Source organism: Azospirillum sp. NS33 (assembly GCF_059703765.1).
Genome location: NZ_BAAKJB010000019.1, coordinates 74,402 through 89,567 on the forward strand (window position 1 = coordinate 74,402; position 15,166 = coordinate 89,567).

The following is a 15,166-nucleotide window of genomic DNA, read 5'->3' on the forward strand; positions in this document are numbered from 1 at the left end:
CATGCCTTCAGTCTACCGGCGCCTGCGCGGCGTGCTCGTCGCCGCCCTTCTGACCGCCTCGTCCGTCGTGGCCCTGCCGGCGGCGCCCGCCCGGGCCGAGCAACCGCTGGGCGACAAGGGCACCTACGCGACCGCGCCGACCCTCCACGACGGGGCGAAATGGCGCATCGGCTATCTCGAAGGCGGCCAGTACCCGGACTACGAGGTCATCCTGAAAGCGACGCTGCGCGGGCTGATGGAACTCGGCTGGATCGAGCCGGCGACCCTGCCGCCGGAGAACAACCCGGAGCCGGGGGGCTTCTGGCGCTGGTTCGCGGACACCGTCCACAGCGACTATCTGGAGTTTCCGAAGGACGCCTACTACACCTCCGGCAACTTCAACGTCGACCTGCGCCCGTCGACCAAGGCGACGGTGCTCGACCGTCTGAACACGCGCGGCGACATCGACCTGATGATCGCCATGGGGACCTGGGCCGGGCAGGACCTGGCGAACGACCAGCACGACGTGCCCACCGTCGTGGAGTCGACCAGCAACCCGATCGCCTCGAAGATCGTCAAGAGCGCGACCGATTCCGGATTCGACCACCTCCACGCCAAGGTCGAGCCCGATCGCTACGCCCGCCAGGTCGAGGTCTTCCACGACATCATCGGCTTCCAGCGCCTCGGCATCGTCTACGAGGACACGCCGGAGGGACGCACCTTCGGCGGAGTCGACGAGGTCGAGAAGGTGGCCGAGGCGCGCGGCTTCGAGATCGTCCGCTGCCTGGCGCCGTTCAGCGGCGTGCCGCAGGCCGAGGCGGAGGCACGGGTCGCCGCGTGCTACGCCGACCTGGCGCCCCAGGTGGACGCCGTCTACATCACGGTGCATCGCGGCGTCACCATCGCCAATCTTCCCGAGGTGATGGAGCCGATCAACCGGCTCAAGGTGCCGTCGTTCTCCATGCTGGGCGCGCAGGAGGTGCAGCACGGGGTGCTGATGAGCATCTCCCAGGCCGGCTACAGCTATGTCGGGCAGTTCCATGCCGAGACCATCGCCAAGATCCTGAACGGCGCCAAGCCGCGCGACCTCGAGCAACGCTGGGTGGCGCCGTCCAAGATCGCCCTCAACCTCAAGACCGCGGAACTCATCGGCTACGACCCCCCCGTCGACATCCTGATCGCCAGCGACGAGCTGTTCGAGGAGATCGCCAAGCCCGAGGCTGGAAACTAGGGCGCCGGCGCCGCGCTCCGCAGCGCGGCGAAAGACCTGTTGAGACCGGACCGCCCGGCTGGGATATTGGGCCGGCTGGAATACTGGGGGCGTGTTTGGCGTGCCAAGGCAATGACCGGCTCCGATCGCGCGTTTTCACATGACCGGTACTGGCTCAAGCGGGCGCTGGTCCGCGTGGCCGAGGCCGGTGACGCGCCTGGCGTCACCGCCCAGCCCGGCGTGCCGGAGGACCCGATGGTCCTGGTCGACGTGCGCATTGAATCCGGGGTGATCCGGGCGGTGGTGGCGGCCGGCGGCGCGCCCTGCTGCAGCCGCGGCATCGACCTCGAGGGCGGGTGCATCCGTCCGCACCAACCCGGTGGCCGGGTCGCGCCGGGATGCCCCGCCGACCTCCGGGTGACCCACGGCCGCGGCGGCGCGGTGGTTCTGGTGGGGGGCAAGCCCGATGGCCCCTGCACGCTGTGCCTCGACCGCGTCTGCACCCCCCCGCCCGCCAGGCCGTGACGGTTGTCATCGACAGGGCACCCTGACTGAACGCTATAGTTCACCCGCGGTGCCCCTCTCGGGGGGCGTCCGCCATGGGTACGACGGGTCCTCCTCATGCGCCACGCGTTCCGCCTCTTCGCCTTGATCGGTCTCGTCGCCGTTGCCGGCGGCGGCTATTGGCACTTCGTGGAGACGGGCGGCACCGTGGACGGGCTGCTCGCGCTGGCCACCGGCCGTCCCGCGCCCGTCCCCGGCGGCCCGGGGTCGGGGCCGGGGCCGGGGTCGGGGACGGGCGCGGGCCCGGGGGCGGGACGGGGCGGTCCGCCGGGTGGCATGCCGGTGGAGGCGGTGCCGGTGACCGTCGGCAGGGTGGCCCGGACGGTGACCGCCGTCGGCACGCTGGTGTCGGACGAGTCCGTGGTGATCCGACCCGAGGTGGCCGGCCGAGTCGCCGCGATCGCCTTCGAGGAGGGGAAGCGGGTCGCCCGCGGCACGGTGCTGGTGCGTCTCGACGACGCCATCGCCACGGCGACCCTGGCCCAGGCCGAGGCGTCCTTGAGCTTCTCGCGCAGCGACCTGCGGCGGGCCGAGGAGTTGCAGCGCAACAACGCGGGCTCGGTGCGGGCGCGCGAGCAGGCGCTGTCCAAGATGATGGTCGACGAGGCGGCGGTTCAGCTCGCCCGGGCCCAGCTCGACCGGCTGACCCTGGTGGCGCCGTTCGACGGTGTCCTCGGCCTGCGCCGGGTGTCGGTGGGCGACGTGGTCCAGGCCGGCGAGGACCTGGTGAACCTGGAGGCCATCGACACCCTGAAACTCGACTTCCGGGTGCCGGAGGCCTACCTGACGGCGGTGCGCCCGGGCCAGGACCTGGCGGTGACGGTGGACGCCGTGCCGGGGCGCGCCTTCGACGGCGCGGTGTACGCGATCGACCCCCTGATCGACGTCAACGGCCGGGCGGTGGTGATCCGCGCCCGCGTCCCCAACCCCGACCACACCCTGCGCCCCGGCCTCTTCGCGCGGGTCGAGCTGACCCTGACGGTCCGCCCCGACGCGATCCTGGTGCCCGAGCAGGCGGTGGTCGCGTTCGGCAAGACCCAGTTCGTCTACACGGTCGCCGACGGCAAGGCGGTGCAGACCCGGGTCTCCCTGGGCGCCCGGCGGGCCGGCGCGGTGGAGATCACCGAGGGCCTGTCCGACGGCGACGTGGTGGTGACGGGCGGGCAGATGAAGATCCGCGACGGCGCGCCGGTGACGGTGATGCCGCCCAACCCGGCGCCCGCCGTTCCCGGCGGCGGCGCGGCGCCGGACCGGCCGACGGGGAGCTGAGCCGATGGTGCTGTCCGACATCTCGATCCGCCGGCCGGTGCTGGCGACGGTGATGAGCCTCGCCATCGTGCTGATCGGCGTGGTCTCCTACGACCGCCTGTCGGTGCGCGAATACCCCAAGATCGACGAACCCGTGGTCAACGTCACCACGGTCTACAACGGCGCGTCGGCGGAGATCATCGAGACCCAGGTGACCCAGGTGCTGGAGGAAAGCCTCGCCGGCATCGAGGGGATCGACGTGCTGTCCTCGGTCAGCCGCGCCGAGCGCAGCCAGATCACCCTGCGCTTCCGCCTCACCCGCGACATCGACGAGGCGGCCAACGACGTCCGCGACCGGGTCGGCCGGGTGCGCCGCAACCTGCCCGACGAGATCGACGAGCCGACCATCGCCAAGGTCGAGGCGGACGCCCAGCCCGTGATCTACCTGGCCTTCTCGTCGGACCGCCATTCGCCGCTGGAGGTCACCGACTTCGCCGACCGCTACGTCAAGGACCGCCTGCAGAACCTGCCCGGCGTGGCGGAGGTGCGGATCTTCGGCGAGCGCCGCTACGCCATGCGGCTGTGGCTCGACCCCGCGCGCATGGCGGCCTACCGGGTCACGCCCCAGGACGTGGAGGAGGCGCTGCGCCGGCAGAACGTGGAGATCCCGGCCGGCCGGGTGGAAAGCGTGGCGCGCGAGTTCACCGTGGTGTCGGAGACCGACCTGCGCACGCCGGCGGAGTTCGAGCGGATCATCCTGCGCGACGCCGACGGCTATCTTGTGCGCCTGGGCGACGTCGGCCGGGCCGAGCTGGCGGCCCGCGACGAGCGGGTCAACGCCCGCTTCAAGGGACGCAGCGCGGTGGCCCTGGGGGTGGTCAAGCAGTCGACCGCCAACCCGCTGGACGTCTCCACCGCGGTGCGCGAGCAGCTGCCGAAGATCGACGCCAGCGTGCCCGAGGGCATGTCGGTGGCGATCGGCTACGACAGTTCGATCTTCATCGCCCGCTCCATCGACGCCGTGTTCAGCACCATCTTCGAGGCCATCGTGCTGGTGGTGCTGGTGATCTTCTTCTTTCTGCGCTCCTTGCGGGCGACCCTGGTGCCGCTGGTCACCATCCCGGTGTCGCTGATCGGCGCGTTCGCGCTGATGCTGCTCTTCGGTTTCTCCATCAACACCCTGACCCTGCTGGCCATGGTGCTGGCCATCGGCCTGGTGGTCGACGACGCCATCGTCATGCTGGAGAACATCTACCGCCACATCGAGGAGGGGGTGCCGCCGTTCCGGGCGGCGCTGATCGGCGCCAAGGAGATCGGTTTCGCGGTGGTGGCGATGACCATCACCCTGGCCGCCGTGTACGCCCCCATCGGCTTCATGACCGGGCGGACCGGGCGCCTGTTCACGGAGTTCGCGCTGACCCTGGCCGGCGCGGTGCTGGTGTCCGGCTTCGTCGCGCTGACCCTGTCGCCGATGATGTGCTCCAAGCTGCTGCGCCACCAGGCCCGGCACGGCGTCGTCTACAACCTGGTCGAACGCTTCCTGGAGGGAATGACCGGGGGATACCGCCGTCTGCTGCGGGCGGCGCTGCGGGCGCGGCCGCTGGTGCTTCTGGTCGGCCTGCTGGTGGCCGCGGCGAGCTGGACCCTGTTCGCGCGCATCCAGTCGGAGCTGGCCCCCACCGAGGACCGCGGCACCGTCGTCTCCATCGCCATCGCCCCGGAGGGGTCGACCCTGGACTACACCGACGCCTACACCCGCCGCATGGAGGCGCTGTTCCAGCAGGTGCCGCAGGTCGAGGCCTGGTTCATGGTGGTCGGCTTCCCCGTGGTCAACCAGGGCATCAGCTTCGTCCGTCTGCAGGACTGGGCGGACCGCGACGTCAAGCAGCAGCAGGTGGTCGCGCAGCTGGCCCCCAAGCTGTTCGGCATCCCCGGCGTGCTCGCCTTCGCGACCAACCCGCCGTCGCTCGGCCAGAGCCCGACGGAGAAGCCCATCAACTTCGTGATCCAGACGTCGCTGGACTACCCCGCCCTGCAGCGGATGGTCGACGCGATGATGGCCGAGGCCCGCACGGTTCCCGGCCTCGTCAACCTGGACACCGACCTCAAGCTGAACAAGCCGGAGCTGCGGATCTTCCTGGACCGCGACAAGGCCGCCGACCTCGGCATCGCCGTCGACGCGGTGGGCCGCACCCTGGAGACCTTCCTGGGCGGGCGCCAGGTCACCCGCTTCAAGCGCGACGGCAAGCAGTACGACGTGATGGTCCAGGTGGAAGGCCTCGACCGCAACAACCCCGACGACATCGCCGCCATCTACGTGCGCGGCACGGCCGGCGCGATGGTGTCGCTGGCCAACCTGGTGCGGGTGGAGGAGCGGGTCAGCCCGCGCGAGCTGAACCACTTCAACAAGCTGCGCTCGGCCACCATCACCGCGACGCTGGCGCCGGGCACCTCCATGGGCGAGGCCCTGACGTTCCTCCAGGGCGCGGCGGAACGGGTGCTGCCGGCCACCGCCCAGACCGATTACGCCGGCCAGAGCCGGGAGTTCCGCGAATCCGCCACCGGCCTCTACGTCACCTTCGTGCTGGCGCTCGCCTTCATCTATCTGGTGCTGGCGGCCCAGTTCGAGAGCTTCGTCGACCCCTTCGTGATCATGCTGACGGTGCCGCTGTCGATGACCGGCGCCCTGCTCGGCCTCTACCTGACCGGCGGCACCATGAACGTCTACAGCCAGATCGGCCTGGTGACGCTGGTCGGGCTGATCACCAAGCACGGCATCTTGATCGTGGAGTTCGCCAACCAGCTTCAGCGGAGCGGCGTGGCGGTCGCCCGGGCGGTGGAGGACGCGGCGGTGATGCGCCTGCGGCCGATCCTGATGACCACCGGCGCCATGGTGCTGGGCGCCGTGCCGCTGGCGACGGCCGACGGCGCGGGCGGCGAGAGCCGTCAGGCCATCGGCGTCGTCATCGTCGGCGGCATGCTCCTGGGAACCGTCCTGACGCTGTTCGTGGTGCCGACCGTCTACAGCTACATCGCCCGCAAACGCCCGCCGGTCGCCGACCAGGACGCCGGCGTGCACGGCGCCGCGCACCCCGCGCACTGAGCCCCCGTCGGCCGAGGGGGCGCCGCGGCGCCCCCCCGGGGCCGCCTCACAGGCGGACCGCCGGCGACGACTGCGACTGGGCCGAGCCGTTGGGCACGCGGTCCAGCACGACGGCGGCGCCGATGGCGATGACGATCGCCGCCGCGAACCCGATGACCATGGCCTTCATGCCTCTGCCTCTCCCTGCACTTTTGTGTCGTTCTCCGGGGCCGGCGTCCGCCGGTCCCGGCGGAAGGAGAATAGTGCCGGCCGCGCCCGCGCGCCAGTGCGCCGGGCGATGGCGGGCGGCGGATCGGCCGCGTCAGCGCGCGGCCGTCGCCCGGCGCAGGTAGGCCACGAGGTCGGCGCGCGCCTGGGCGTCGGGCAGACGCTGCAGGGGCATCTTGCTGCCGGGCGTCATGGTGTCGGGGCCCACCTCGAACAGCCGGGCGACGGTGTCCTCGGTCCAGACGATGCCGCTGCGGCGCAGCGCCTCGGAATAGGGGTAGCCCTCCACCGCCCCGGCCGGTCGGCCGAACAGGGCGTGCAGGGTCGGTCCGGCGCGGTGGCCGCCGCCGGGCTCGAGGGTGTGGCAGAAGGCGCAGGCGCGGAACAGCTTTTCCCCCTGGGCCGGATCCCCCGCGGGCTCCGGCCCGGCCAGCGCCGGCGTCGCCAGCACAAGAACTGCCAGCGCAAGGCCCGGCAGCACAAGGGCTGCCTGCCGAAGCACCCGCAGCACCGCCAGGGCGGCCCGGCGCGCGCTCATGACGGGGTCCCGTCGGGATCCACCACGTCCAGGGACACCACCGCGGTGTCGATCAGCAGCTTGCCCGCATGCTCGAAGTTCACGGTGACGCGGTGGCGGATGGCGGACTGCACCTGGCCGAGGCCCCAGTCCGGGCGCTCGGGGTGGCGCACCCAGGCGCCGGGAACCAGCGTGTCATCCATGGCGTCTGTCCCGAAAAGCGGCGGCATCCCGCGGTGATGGATGATACAAGAAGGACGGTGGGGCCGTGAAGTTCCCCTTGCCAACCGTTCGCATCAGCCGCCACCCAGCCGGGGAAGTCCATGGTTCTCGACATCCGCGTCCTCGAACTCCTGGCGTCGCGCGTCTGCCACGACCTGGTGAGTCCGGTCGGGGCGATCCACAACGGGCTGGAGTTGATCGAGGAGATGGAGGATGAGCCGGCTTCGGCCTTCCTGGGCGAGTCGATCAAGCTGATCGAGCATTCGGCGGGGCAGGCGGAGCGCCGGTTGAAGCTGTTCCGGCTCGCCTACGGCATGGCCGGACGGGACCAGCGCGGCTTCGCCGAGACCCGGGCCGCGGCCGAGGGCTGGGTGGCGGGCTCGCGCACGGCGCTCGACTGGCCGGCCGGGGCGGTTCCTGACGCGATGACCGAACGGGAGGGCGTGGCCAAGGTGCTGCTCAACCTGATCGTCCTGGCCGACGAGGCGCTGACCCATGGCGGGACGGTGTCGGTGGCCGGGGAGGGCGACGCGGCGTCGGGCCGGATCACCCTCACCGCCCAGGGGCGCCCCGGCGCCCTCGGCCCGGAGGCCCAGCGGGCGCTGTCCGGCGAGGCCGGCGCGGACGAGCTGTCGCCGCGCACCGTCCACGCCTATGTGACCGGCCGCTTCGCCGAGGCGTATGGCCTGCGCCCCGCCGCCGCCGCGGCCGGGCCGCAGGTGCTGGTGTTCCGGCTGGAGTGGTAGGACGGGGCCGGCCAGGCGCGGCGCGGGCGGGAGGGTCAGCGGGTCAGCTCGGTGACGACGTTGGCCCGCTCGGCGGTCAGGCGATCGGCGCTGGCGCGGTAATCGGCCCTGCCGGAGAAGCCGCCGGCCTTGCGGACGCGGGCGATCCAGCCCTCGGCGGCTCCCAGCGACACCAGGCGCTCCACCATGACCCGCGTCGTGCGCAGCGTCATCGAGCCGGTGTCGGCCATGCGCGGGGCGTGCACCATGAACTCGGCCGAGGGTGCGGCGAAGCGGGGATAGCCGGCGAGGTAGATGCCGACGCACATGCTCTCGCAGGATTCGCCGCCGCGCACCCGCGTGGCGACCGGCCGGCCGGCGGCCCGCTCGGCCAGGATGCGGTCGATCATCCGGTAGCCCGGGGTGGTGAAGCCACCGGGGCTGTCCAGCTCCACCACCACCGCGCGGTTCGCCGGCAGGGCCTCCAGCGCGTGGGTGAAGCGGCGCTCCAGATCCTCGGTGACCACCCCGTCGATGCGCAGGACGGTGCCGTCGTCGCCGTCGGTCCGCAGCAGGGAGGCGTCCGGCAGCGCCGTCGCGGCCGCGGCGTGCGCCTCGGTGCCGGCGCCGACGGACGGTGCCGCCGCCGCGGCCATCGCCGCGGCCATCGCCACCACCCGAACCAGAACCGCCACCGTCCGACCCATGCGCGCCTCCTCGTCTCTCCCAAGGGTTGCCGGAAAAGTTTACGCCTTCGTTAAGGCGGCTCCCGGCCGCCGCGCTGTGACACCGGCCCGAGTCCGCTGTTGACGAAAGGACATGTCCGAAGGTGCGGGGATGGTGAACACAGTGGCGGTCGCGGGCGCTGCCCTGGCAATGGTCCTGCTGGCGGCGGGCCCGGCCGCGGCGGCGGGCCCGCAACCCTCGGCTGCATGCGGGCGGGCGCCCCCGGCGTTTCCGCCGGCGGCGGTCCGGGCCGATGGGCACGACCGCGGGCTGATCGTCGTGCCGCCGGCCGGGTACGACCCCGCCCGGCCGCACGACCTGGTCGTCGCCTTCCACGGGCGCACCACCGCCAACGCCCGGCTGCGCCGCTACCTCGGGCTGGAGGGCAACGCCCGCGCCCCGACCATCTTCGTCTACCCCGCCGGGCGGCAGGACGCGCAGGGCCGCTACACCTGGGCCGCGCCCGCCGATGCCCCGGGACGGCAGCGCGATTTCGCCCTGTTCGACACGGTGGTCGGGGTGCTGTCCAGGGCCTATTGTCTCGACCTCGGGCGGGTGTTCGTGGTCGGCCACTCGCTGGGGGCGTCCTTCGCCAACAGCCTGGCCTGCGCCCGCGGCGCGGCCATCCGCGGCGTCGCCTCCGTGGCTGGCGGCATCAGCCGCCCGGCGGCCTGCACGGGCGCGGTGGCGGCGCTGGTGATGCACAACCCGCGGGACCGGCTGGTGCCGGTGTCGGAGGGGTTGCGGGTGCGGCGGTCGCTGCTGGCCCAGAACGGCGTCGACGCGGGCAGCCGGCCGGCGCCGCCGCACCGCTTCAACTGCCGGCGCTACGGCGCCGCGGCGGCGCGCCATCCCGTGCTGTGGTGTCCCCACGCCGCCGACCGCACCGCCGGCGGCCGCTTCTACCCGCACCAATGGCCGGACGGCGCCGGTGCGGCCATCATGGCGTTCTTCGCCGGGCTGGAGTGACGCCGCGCCCCGCCGCCGCGCCGCCGTCGCCGCCGAGAAACGGCCTGACCTGCACGTCGACCGTCTGGATGTGGTCGATCAGCCAGCCCCTGAGCAGGAGGATCAGGTCGATGCGCAGCGTCACCGGGTGGCCGTCCGCGAACGCCCGCCGGATCGTGTCGACGTCGTCGACGAAGGAGCGGTGCGCCGCCCGGTGGCGGTCGAGGTCCGGGTATCCCGACGCCTCCATGACCGCCTCCTCACGGCGGAAATGGGCCTCGGTGTGGTCGTGGAGCTCCGCCAGCAGGGCGCCGAGGGCATCCCGGCCGCCTTCGGACACCCCGCGCCCCAGCCCTCATCCAACGCCGGCAATCCAGCGGCCTCAAGCGCTCCCGCGCGGACGTCGGGGCTTCCGGGCGCCGGCGCGACCCCGTATACATCCCCGGGTGACGGCGGCGACGCCGACGGCCGATGGCGAGGTGACCGCGTGGTGCAGCTCAACGACCTCATCGAGAAGAAGCGGGCGCTGGACGCCGTGCGTCCGCTCGCGCCGCCGGTCGTCCACGCGCTGGCCGACTGGTTCGAGACGGAGCTGACGGTGGCGTGCCAACGCCTGGAGAGCGGCGGGCTGGCCCGCGCCGAGGTCGTCCGGGTGATGGAGAAAGGCCCGGTGCTGCGCAACCGGCGGCCCCACGACCAGCGGTTGGTGGTCAACCACGTCGAGGCGCTGCGTGTCGCCGCCCGCCTCTCCTACGAGCCGCAGGGGGTGGTCACGGACCGCACGGTGGCGGCGCTGCACGCCGTCCTGTTCCAGGGGATCGATCCCGGCGCCGGTGCCTACCGCGAGGGGGCGCTGGAGGACGGGCCGGCGGCGGCGACGCCCGACCCGGCCAAGGTGCGGGTGTCCATGTCGGCGCTGAGCGGCTGGCTGCGGCGCACCGAACCGGGGCCGGAGAGCGCCGTGGAGGCGCATGTCCGCATGATGGCGGTGCGCCCGTTCTACCAGGGCAACGCGACGGTCGCGGTGCTGCTGACCAACCTCCTGCTCAACCGGGCCGGCTATCCGCCGGTCGTGGTCCGCACCGGCGATCTCGCCGCCTACCGCGACACGCTGGAGCGGGCGCGCACGATGGGCGACAAGGCGGCGTTCCGCGACACCATGATGGGCCTGCTCGACCAGAGCCTGGACGTCTGCCTGGTCGCCGCGGCCCAGGGCGTGGTCGACCGCGCCGCCCTCGACGGCGCGGCCGAGCTGGATCCGGACGCCTGAGCGCCCCCGGGGCCGGACGCCCGGGCGACGCCCGGCGTCGCCGGCACCGGCGGGGTCACGACTCGTAGCGCATCAGCGTGGTGCAGGGCACGTCGATGCGCCCGCGGCCGCCCAGGAACGTCAGTTCGATGATGAAGGCGGCGGCCCGCACGTCGGCGCCGACCTGGCGCAGCAGGGTGACGGTGGCCGCCATGGTGCCGCCGGTGGCCAGCAGATCGTCCAGCACGACCACGCGCTGGCCGGGGGTGACCGCGTCGGCCTGGACCTCGATCGTGTCGGTGCCGTATTCCAGGTCGTAGGAATGGGTGATCTTGTCGCCCGGCAGCTTGCCGCGCTTTCGCACCATCACGAAGCCGGTGTTGAGGGCCAGCGCCAGGGGGGCGGCGAGAAGGAAGCCGCGGGATTCGATGCCCACCAGCACGTCCGGCTGGTGCGGACGGATGGCCTCGGCCAGCTGCCCGATCGCCTCCTGCCAGGCGGCGGCGTTCGCCAGCAGCGGCGAAATGTCGTAGAACAGGATGCCGGGCTTCGGGAAATCCGCGATCCCGCGGATGTGCTGGCGCAGGTCGATGGTGGGTGACGTCATGGCGGGCGGTCCCATGTGTGATGGCCGGGGGCGGCCCGGGCCCGGAAGGGCCGGCCGCCGTCGTGGGGCGCGGGCAGTGTACGTGGCGCGTGCTTTTCGCGCAAATCGCGGTTAACAGGACCTGGGGGCGACGGCGCCGTGCGCGCCCGCGCCGTCGAGACACGCAACGCGAAGGGGACCGGGGCGCATGGCGCCGCAACAGGCTTGGATGACGGCGGCGCCGGGACACGGCGGCGGCTGGCTGGTGGCGGCCGGCGGGCGGTGGGACCTCGAAGGCGCGTCGCGGCTGACGCGGGAGCTGGACGCCGTCCGGCCCGCCGCCGCCGCCGCCGTGCGGGTCGACCTCTCGGCCCTGGAGGCGCTCGACACGGTGGGCGCCATGCTGCTGGCGCGCCTCGCCGAACGCCTGCGGGCCGGGGGCCACCCGGTGGAGATGGCCGCCGTGCGGCCCGAGCATGCGCCGCTGCTGGAGGCGGTCGGCCGCGCCGCCGCCGCGCCGCGCCCGGTCCAGCCGCGGCCGCACCCGGTGATCGACATGGTCGAGCGCACCGGGCGCGGCACGGTGGCGCTGGTGCGCGAGGGGCTGGATCTCCTGTCCTTCTTCGGGCTGATGGCGATCACCCTGGCGCGCATCGCGCGCCATCCCTCGCGGCTGCGCCTGCGCGCCGTGCTGAGCCACATCGAGCAGACCGGCCTCAACGCCATGCCGATCCTCGGCCTGCTCACCTTCCTCATCGGCGTCGTGCTGGCCTTCCAGGGGGCGGACCAGCTGCGCCGCTTCGGCGCCGAGCTGTTCGTGGTCAATCTGCTGGGGGTCTCGGTGCTGCGCGAGATCGGCGTGCTGATGACGGCGATCATCGTCGCCGGCCGCTCCGGCTCCGCGTTCACCGCCCAGATCGGCACCATGAAGGTGAACCAGGAGGTCGACGCCATCCGCACGCTGGGTCTCGACCCGATGGAGCTGCTGGTGGTGCCGCGCGCGATCGCCCTGATGATCACCTTGCCGCTGCTGGGATTCTACGCCGACGTGATGGGCCTGTTCGGCGGAGCGGTGATGAGCTACGTCGTACTCGACATCACCTTCGCCCAGTTCCTCAAGCAGCTCCAGGGGGCGGTCGGGCTCGGCACCTTCCTGGTCGGCATCGTCAAGGCCCCGGTCTTCGCGCTCGTCATCGCCATGGTCGGCTGCTACGAGGGGCTCCAGGTGTCGGGCAGCGCCGAGAGCGTGGGGGCCCTGACGACCAAGGCGGTCGTCGAAGGCATCTTCCTGGTCATCGTGCTCGATGCGGTGTTCTCGGTTCTGTTTTCGTTTGTCGGCGTCTAGGGCGGAAGGGGGAACGATGGCGGTCGGCAACGCGCACAGCCCTGCGGCGGCTCCCGGCCCACGCCCGGGGACCGCCCCGGCGGAGCCGGTGCCCGTCCCGGCGGAGCCGGTGATCCGCGTGCGCGGCCTGGTGACGCGGTTCGGCCGGCAGGTCATCCACGACGGACTCGACCTCGACGTGCTGCCCGGCGAGGTGCTGGGGGTGGTCGGCGGCTCGGGCACCGGCAAGTCGGTGCTGCTGAAAGAGATCATCGGGCTGATCCGTCCCGCCGCCGGCACCGTTGAGGTGCTGGGGCGGGACACCGCACGGCTGTCGGCGCGGGAGGAGCGGGCGCTGAAGGCCCACACCGGCGTGCTGTTCCAGGACGGGGCCCTGTTCAGCTCCCTCACCGTGGCCGAGAACGTGATGGTCCCCTTGAAGGAGCACACCCGGCTGCCGGCGGCGCTGGTCGCCGACATCGCCCGGGTGAAGATCGCCATGGTCGGCCTGCCGCCCGAGGCCGGGCCCAAATACCCGTCGGAGTTGTCGGGCGGCATGCGCAAGCGGGCCGGCCTCGCCCGGGCGCTGGCCCTCGACCCCGACATCCTGTTCCTCGACGAGCCGACCGCCGGCCTCGACCCGATCGGCGCCGCCGCCTTCGACCAGCTCATCCGAAACCTGCAACGGAGCCTGGGCTTGACCGTCTACATGGTGACCCACGACCTCGACAGCCTGACCTCCATCTGCGACCGCATCGCCGTGCTGATCGACAAGAGGATCAAGGTCGACACGCTGGAGGCGCTGCTCGACGACGAGCATCCCTGGATCCGCGACTATTTCCACGGCCCGCGCGGCCGCGCGGCGCGGCGCGCGGAGGTCTAGGGCGATGGAGACGCGTGCCAGCTACATCCTCGTCGGCGTCTTCGTGCTGTCGCTGATCGCCGGGCTCTTCGTGTTCACGGTGTGGATCGCCAAGGTCCAGCTGGACGAGCAGCGGGATCCCTACCTCATCTACTTCACGGGCTCGGTGACCGGGCTGCAGGACGGCAGCCCGGTGCGCTACCGCGGCATCCCCGTCGGCACGGTCACCGACATCGGCCTCGACCCCACCAATGTCGGCCGGGTCGTGGTCAGCGTCGAGCTGCAGGAGGGGACGCCGATCAAGACCGACTCCATCGCCTCGCTGGAGATGCAGGGCATCACCGGCGGCGCCTACGTGCAGATCACCGGCGGCACCGACCGCAGCGAGTTGCTGAAGGCGGTGGAGAGCGGCGTTCCGGTGATCGACTCCAAGCCCTCCACCCTGGCGGCGGTGGTGGACGCCGCGCCGCAGCTCCTGAACCGCATCGTCGGCATTGCCGAGCGGGTCGACGCGCTGCTCGGTCCCGCCAACCAGCAGGCCATCGCCGGCATCCTCGCCAACAGCCAGGCGATCACCGGCCAGCTCGCCGCCGCCACCCGGGACCTCGACCGCACCATGGCCGGCGTCGCCCGTCTGGTGGCGACCCTGGACGGCACGGTCGGCGATCTCGCGCCGGAGCTGCGCCGCACGGTGTCCCAGGCCACCGACACCCTGGCCACCCTGGACGGCACCGCCCGCACGCTGGGCGCGGAGCTGGCGACGCTGACGCGCAACCTGTCGGTGACGGCGGAGCGCGTCGGCGCGATGGTGGAGGAGAACCGCGAACCGGTGCGCGACTTCACCGCCACCGGCCTGTATGAAGTGACGTTGCTGGTCACCCAGTTGCGCGACCTGTCGGCGCAGCTCTCCCGGGTGGTCACGCGGATCGAGAACAGCCCGACGAACTTCCTGTTCGGCGGGACCCGGCAAGGCGTGGAGGTGGGACAATGACGAGCAGCCGGCACAACCCGCGGCAGGCCCGCCCGCAGGCGGGGACGTGGCCTGCGTCGTTGTGGCGGGCGCGGCGCGGCCTGGCGGCCGGCGTGATCGCCGCGTCGGCGCTGGCGGCCTGCGCCTCGGCCCTCAACCCGACCGCCCCCAGCCTCTACACCCTGACCCCCCACGAGACCTTCGACCCCGCCCTGCCGCGCGCCGACTGGCAGCTTCTGGTGGAGGCGCCCACCGCACCCGCCGGCCTCGACACCCCGCGCATCGCCGTCGCCAAGTCGCCGACCTCGCTGGATTACTTCGCCGACGTCTCGTGGGTCGACCGCGCGCCGGCCATGGTGCAGGGACTGGTGGTGGAGTCCTTCGAGGAGAGCGGCAAGATCGTGTCGGTCGGGCGCGACAGCCTGGGCCTGCGCGCCGACTTCACCTTGAAGACCGAGCTGCGGGACTTCCAGGCCGAGTACACGGACGGGCGCGTCACCGGCCAGCCGCAACGGGTCAAGGTGCGCCTGGCGGCCAAGCTGGTGGCGATGCCGCGGCGGACGATCGAGGCCGGGGAAACCTTCGAGGCGACGGCGCCGGTCCAGGGAGGCGACTTCGCCGCGGTGATCGACGCCTTCGACGCGGCGCTCGGCCAGGTGACGGAGCAGCTGGCGGGCTGGACGCTGCGCCGCGGCGCCGCGGTGAGGGCCGCCGGCGCCACCTGAC

The 15,166-nt window shown here is 72.5% G+C and carries 17 protein-coding genes; 11 read left to right on the plus strand and 6 right to left on the minus strand.

The window, feature by feature from the left end; genetic code table 11:
* Window position 1: 1 nt before the first annotated feature.
* The 4 genes from AC6H2I_RS17535 to AC6H2I_RS17550 all read left to right on the plus strand — a co-directional run bounded on the left by AC6H2I_RS17535 (window position 2) and on the right by AC6H2I_RS17550 (window position 6,104).
* Window positions 2-1,210 carry an ABC transporter substrate-binding protein gene (locus AC6H2I_RS17535; protein WP_497501971.1) on the plus strand — a complete coding sequence of 403 codons (1,209 nt, stop codon included), beginning with the start codon at window positions 2-4 and terminating at the stop codon, window positions 1,208-1,210.
* Between the two features lie 111 nt (window positions 1,211-1,321).
* Window positions 1,322-1,714 carry a hypothetical protein gene (locus AC6H2I_RS17540; RefSeq protein ID WP_497501972.1) on the plus strand — a complete coding sequence of 131 codons (393 nt, stop codon included), beginning with the start codon at window positions 1,322-1,324 and terminating at the stop codon, window positions 1,712-1,714.
* 96 nt (window positions 1,715-1,810) lie between these two features.
* Window positions 1,811-3,022: an efflux RND transporter periplasmic adaptor subunit gene (locus tag AC6H2I_RS17545; protein WP_497501973.1), complete on the plus strand. Its 1,212-nt coding sequence runs from the start codon at window positions 1,811-1,813 to the stop codon at window positions 3,020-3,022.
* A 4-nt stretch (window positions 3,023-3,026) separates the two neighbouring features.
* Window positions 3,027-6,104, plus strand: a complete 3,078-nt coding sequence (locus tag AC6H2I_RS17550) for an efflux RND transporter permease subunit (protein ID WP_497501974.1) — start codon at window positions 3,027-3,029, stop codon at window positions 6,102-6,104.
* 46 nt (window positions 6,105-6,150) lie between these two features.
* Here AC6H2I_RS17550 and AC6H2I_RS17555 read toward each other — a convergent pair whose 3' ends face one another.
* The 3 genes from AC6H2I_RS17555 to AC6H2I_RS17565 all read right to left on the minus strand — a co-directional run bounded on the left by AC6H2I_RS17555 (window position 6,151) and on the right by AC6H2I_RS17565 (window position 7,031).
* Window positions 6,151-6,273 (minus strand): hypothetical protein, encoded by a 123-nt coding sequence (locus tag AC6H2I_RS17555; RefSeq protein ID WP_497501975.1) that lies wholly within the window; start codon window positions 6,271-6,273, stop codon window positions 6,151-6,153.
* Between the two features lie 132 nt (window positions 6,274-6,405).
* Window positions 6,406-6,849 carry a c-type cytochrome gene (locus AC6H2I_RS17560; protein WP_497501976.1) on the minus strand — a complete coding sequence of 148 codons (444 nt, stop codon included), beginning with the start codon at window positions 6,847-6,849 and terminating at the stop codon, window positions 6,406-6,408.
* The gene (locus tag AC6H2I_RS17565; protein ID WP_497501977.1) at window positions 6,846-7,031 is read right to left on the minus strand and encodes a DUF3553 domain-containing protein; all 186 of its coding nucleotides are present in this window, start codon (window positions 7,029-7,031) and stop codon (window positions 6,846-6,848) included. The genes AC6H2I_RS17560 and AC6H2I_RS17565 overlap by 4 nt, the downstream gene beginning before the upstream one ends.
* A 120-nt stretch (window positions 7,032-7,151) precedes the next feature.
* On the opposite strand from AC6H2I_RS17565, the gene AC6H2I_RS17570 reads away from it, so the two are divergent.
* Entirely contained in the window at window positions 7,152-7,796 is a 645-nt protein-coding gene (locus AC6H2I_RS17570) for a histidine phosphotransferase family protein (RefSeq protein WP_497501978.1), read from the plus strand.
* Window positions 7,797-7,831: 35 nt separating this feature from the next.
* Here the strand turns inward: AC6H2I_RS17570 and AC6H2I_RS17575 are convergent, their stop codons facing one another.
* Entirely contained in the window at window positions 7,832-8,482 is a 651-nt protein-coding gene (locus AC6H2I_RS17575) for an ATP-dependent Clp protease proteolytic subunit (RefSeq protein ID WP_497501979.1), read from the minus strand.
* Window positions 8,483-8,612: 130 nt separating this feature from the next.
* On the opposite strand from AC6H2I_RS17575, the gene AC6H2I_RS17580 reads away from it, so the two are divergent.
* On the plus strand, window positions 8,613-9,470 hold the full coding sequence (locus AC6H2I_RS17580; protein ID WP_497501980.1) for a CE1 family esterase: 858 nt from the start codon (window positions 8,613-8,615) through the stop codon (window positions 9,468-9,470).
* On the opposite strand, the gene AC6H2I_RS17585 is transcribed toward AC6H2I_RS17580, so the two are convergent.
* A complete protein-coding gene (locus AC6H2I_RS17585) occupies window positions 9,442-9,789 on the minus strand; it encodes a bacteriohemerythrin (protein WP_497501981.1) in 348 nt (115 codons plus the stop codon). The two genes, AC6H2I_RS17580 and AC6H2I_RS17585, sit on opposite strands and share 29 nt — an antisense overlap.
* Before the next feature lie 147 nt (window positions 9,790-9,936).
* Here AC6H2I_RS17585 and AC6H2I_RS17590 point away from each other — a divergent pair, with 147 nt between their 5' ends.
* Window positions 9,937-10,719 carry a Fic family protein gene (locus AC6H2I_RS17590; RefSeq protein WP_497501982.1) on the plus strand — a complete coding sequence of 261 codons (783 nt, stop codon included), beginning with the start codon at window positions 9,937-9,939 and terminating at the stop codon, window positions 10,717-10,719.
* Window positions 10,720-10,774: 55 nt separating this feature from the next.
* Here the strand turns inward: AC6H2I_RS17590 and AC6H2I_RS17595 are convergent, their stop codons facing one another.
* Window positions 10,775-11,290 carry an adenine phosphoribosyltransferase gene (locus AC6H2I_RS17595; RefSeq protein ID WP_497502039.1) on the minus strand — a complete coding sequence of 172 codons (516 nt, stop codon included), beginning with the start codon at window positions 11,288-11,290 and terminating at the stop codon, window positions 10,775-10,777.
* A 202-nt stretch (window positions 11,291-11,492) separates the two neighbouring features.
* Between AC6H2I_RS17595 and AC6H2I_RS17600 the strand changes: the two genes are divergently transcribed.
* The 4 genes from AC6H2I_RS17600 (at window position 11,493) to AC6H2I_RS17615 (ending at window position 15,165) form a co-directional block, all read left to right on the plus strand.
* A complete protein-coding gene (locus AC6H2I_RS17600; protein ID WP_497501983.1) occupies window positions 11,493-12,629 on the plus strand; it encodes an MlaE family lipid ABC transporter permease subunit in 1,137 nt (378 codons plus the stop codon).
* An 88-nt stretch (window positions 12,630-12,717) separates the two neighbouring features.
* Entirely contained in the window at window positions 12,718-13,491 is a 774-nt protein-coding gene (locus AC6H2I_RS17605; RefSeq protein WP_497501984.1) for an ABC transporter ATP-binding protein, read from the plus strand.
* Window positions 13,492-13,495: 4 nt separating this feature from the next.
* The gene (locus AC6H2I_RS17610; protein ID WP_497501985.1) at window positions 13,496-14,461 is read left to right on the plus strand and encodes an MlaD family protein; all 966 of its coding nucleotides are present in this window, start codon (window positions 13,496-13,498) and stop codon (window positions 14,459-14,461) included.
* Window positions 14,458-15,165 carry an ABC-type transport auxiliary lipoprotein family protein gene (locus AC6H2I_RS17615; protein ID WP_497501986.1) on the plus strand — a complete coding sequence of 236 codons (708 nt, stop codon included), beginning with the start codon at window positions 14,458-14,460 and terminating at the stop codon, window positions 15,163-15,165. The genes AC6H2I_RS17610 and AC6H2I_RS17615 overlap by 4 nt, the downstream gene beginning before the upstream one ends.
* Window position 15,166 lies beyond the last annotated feature (1 nt).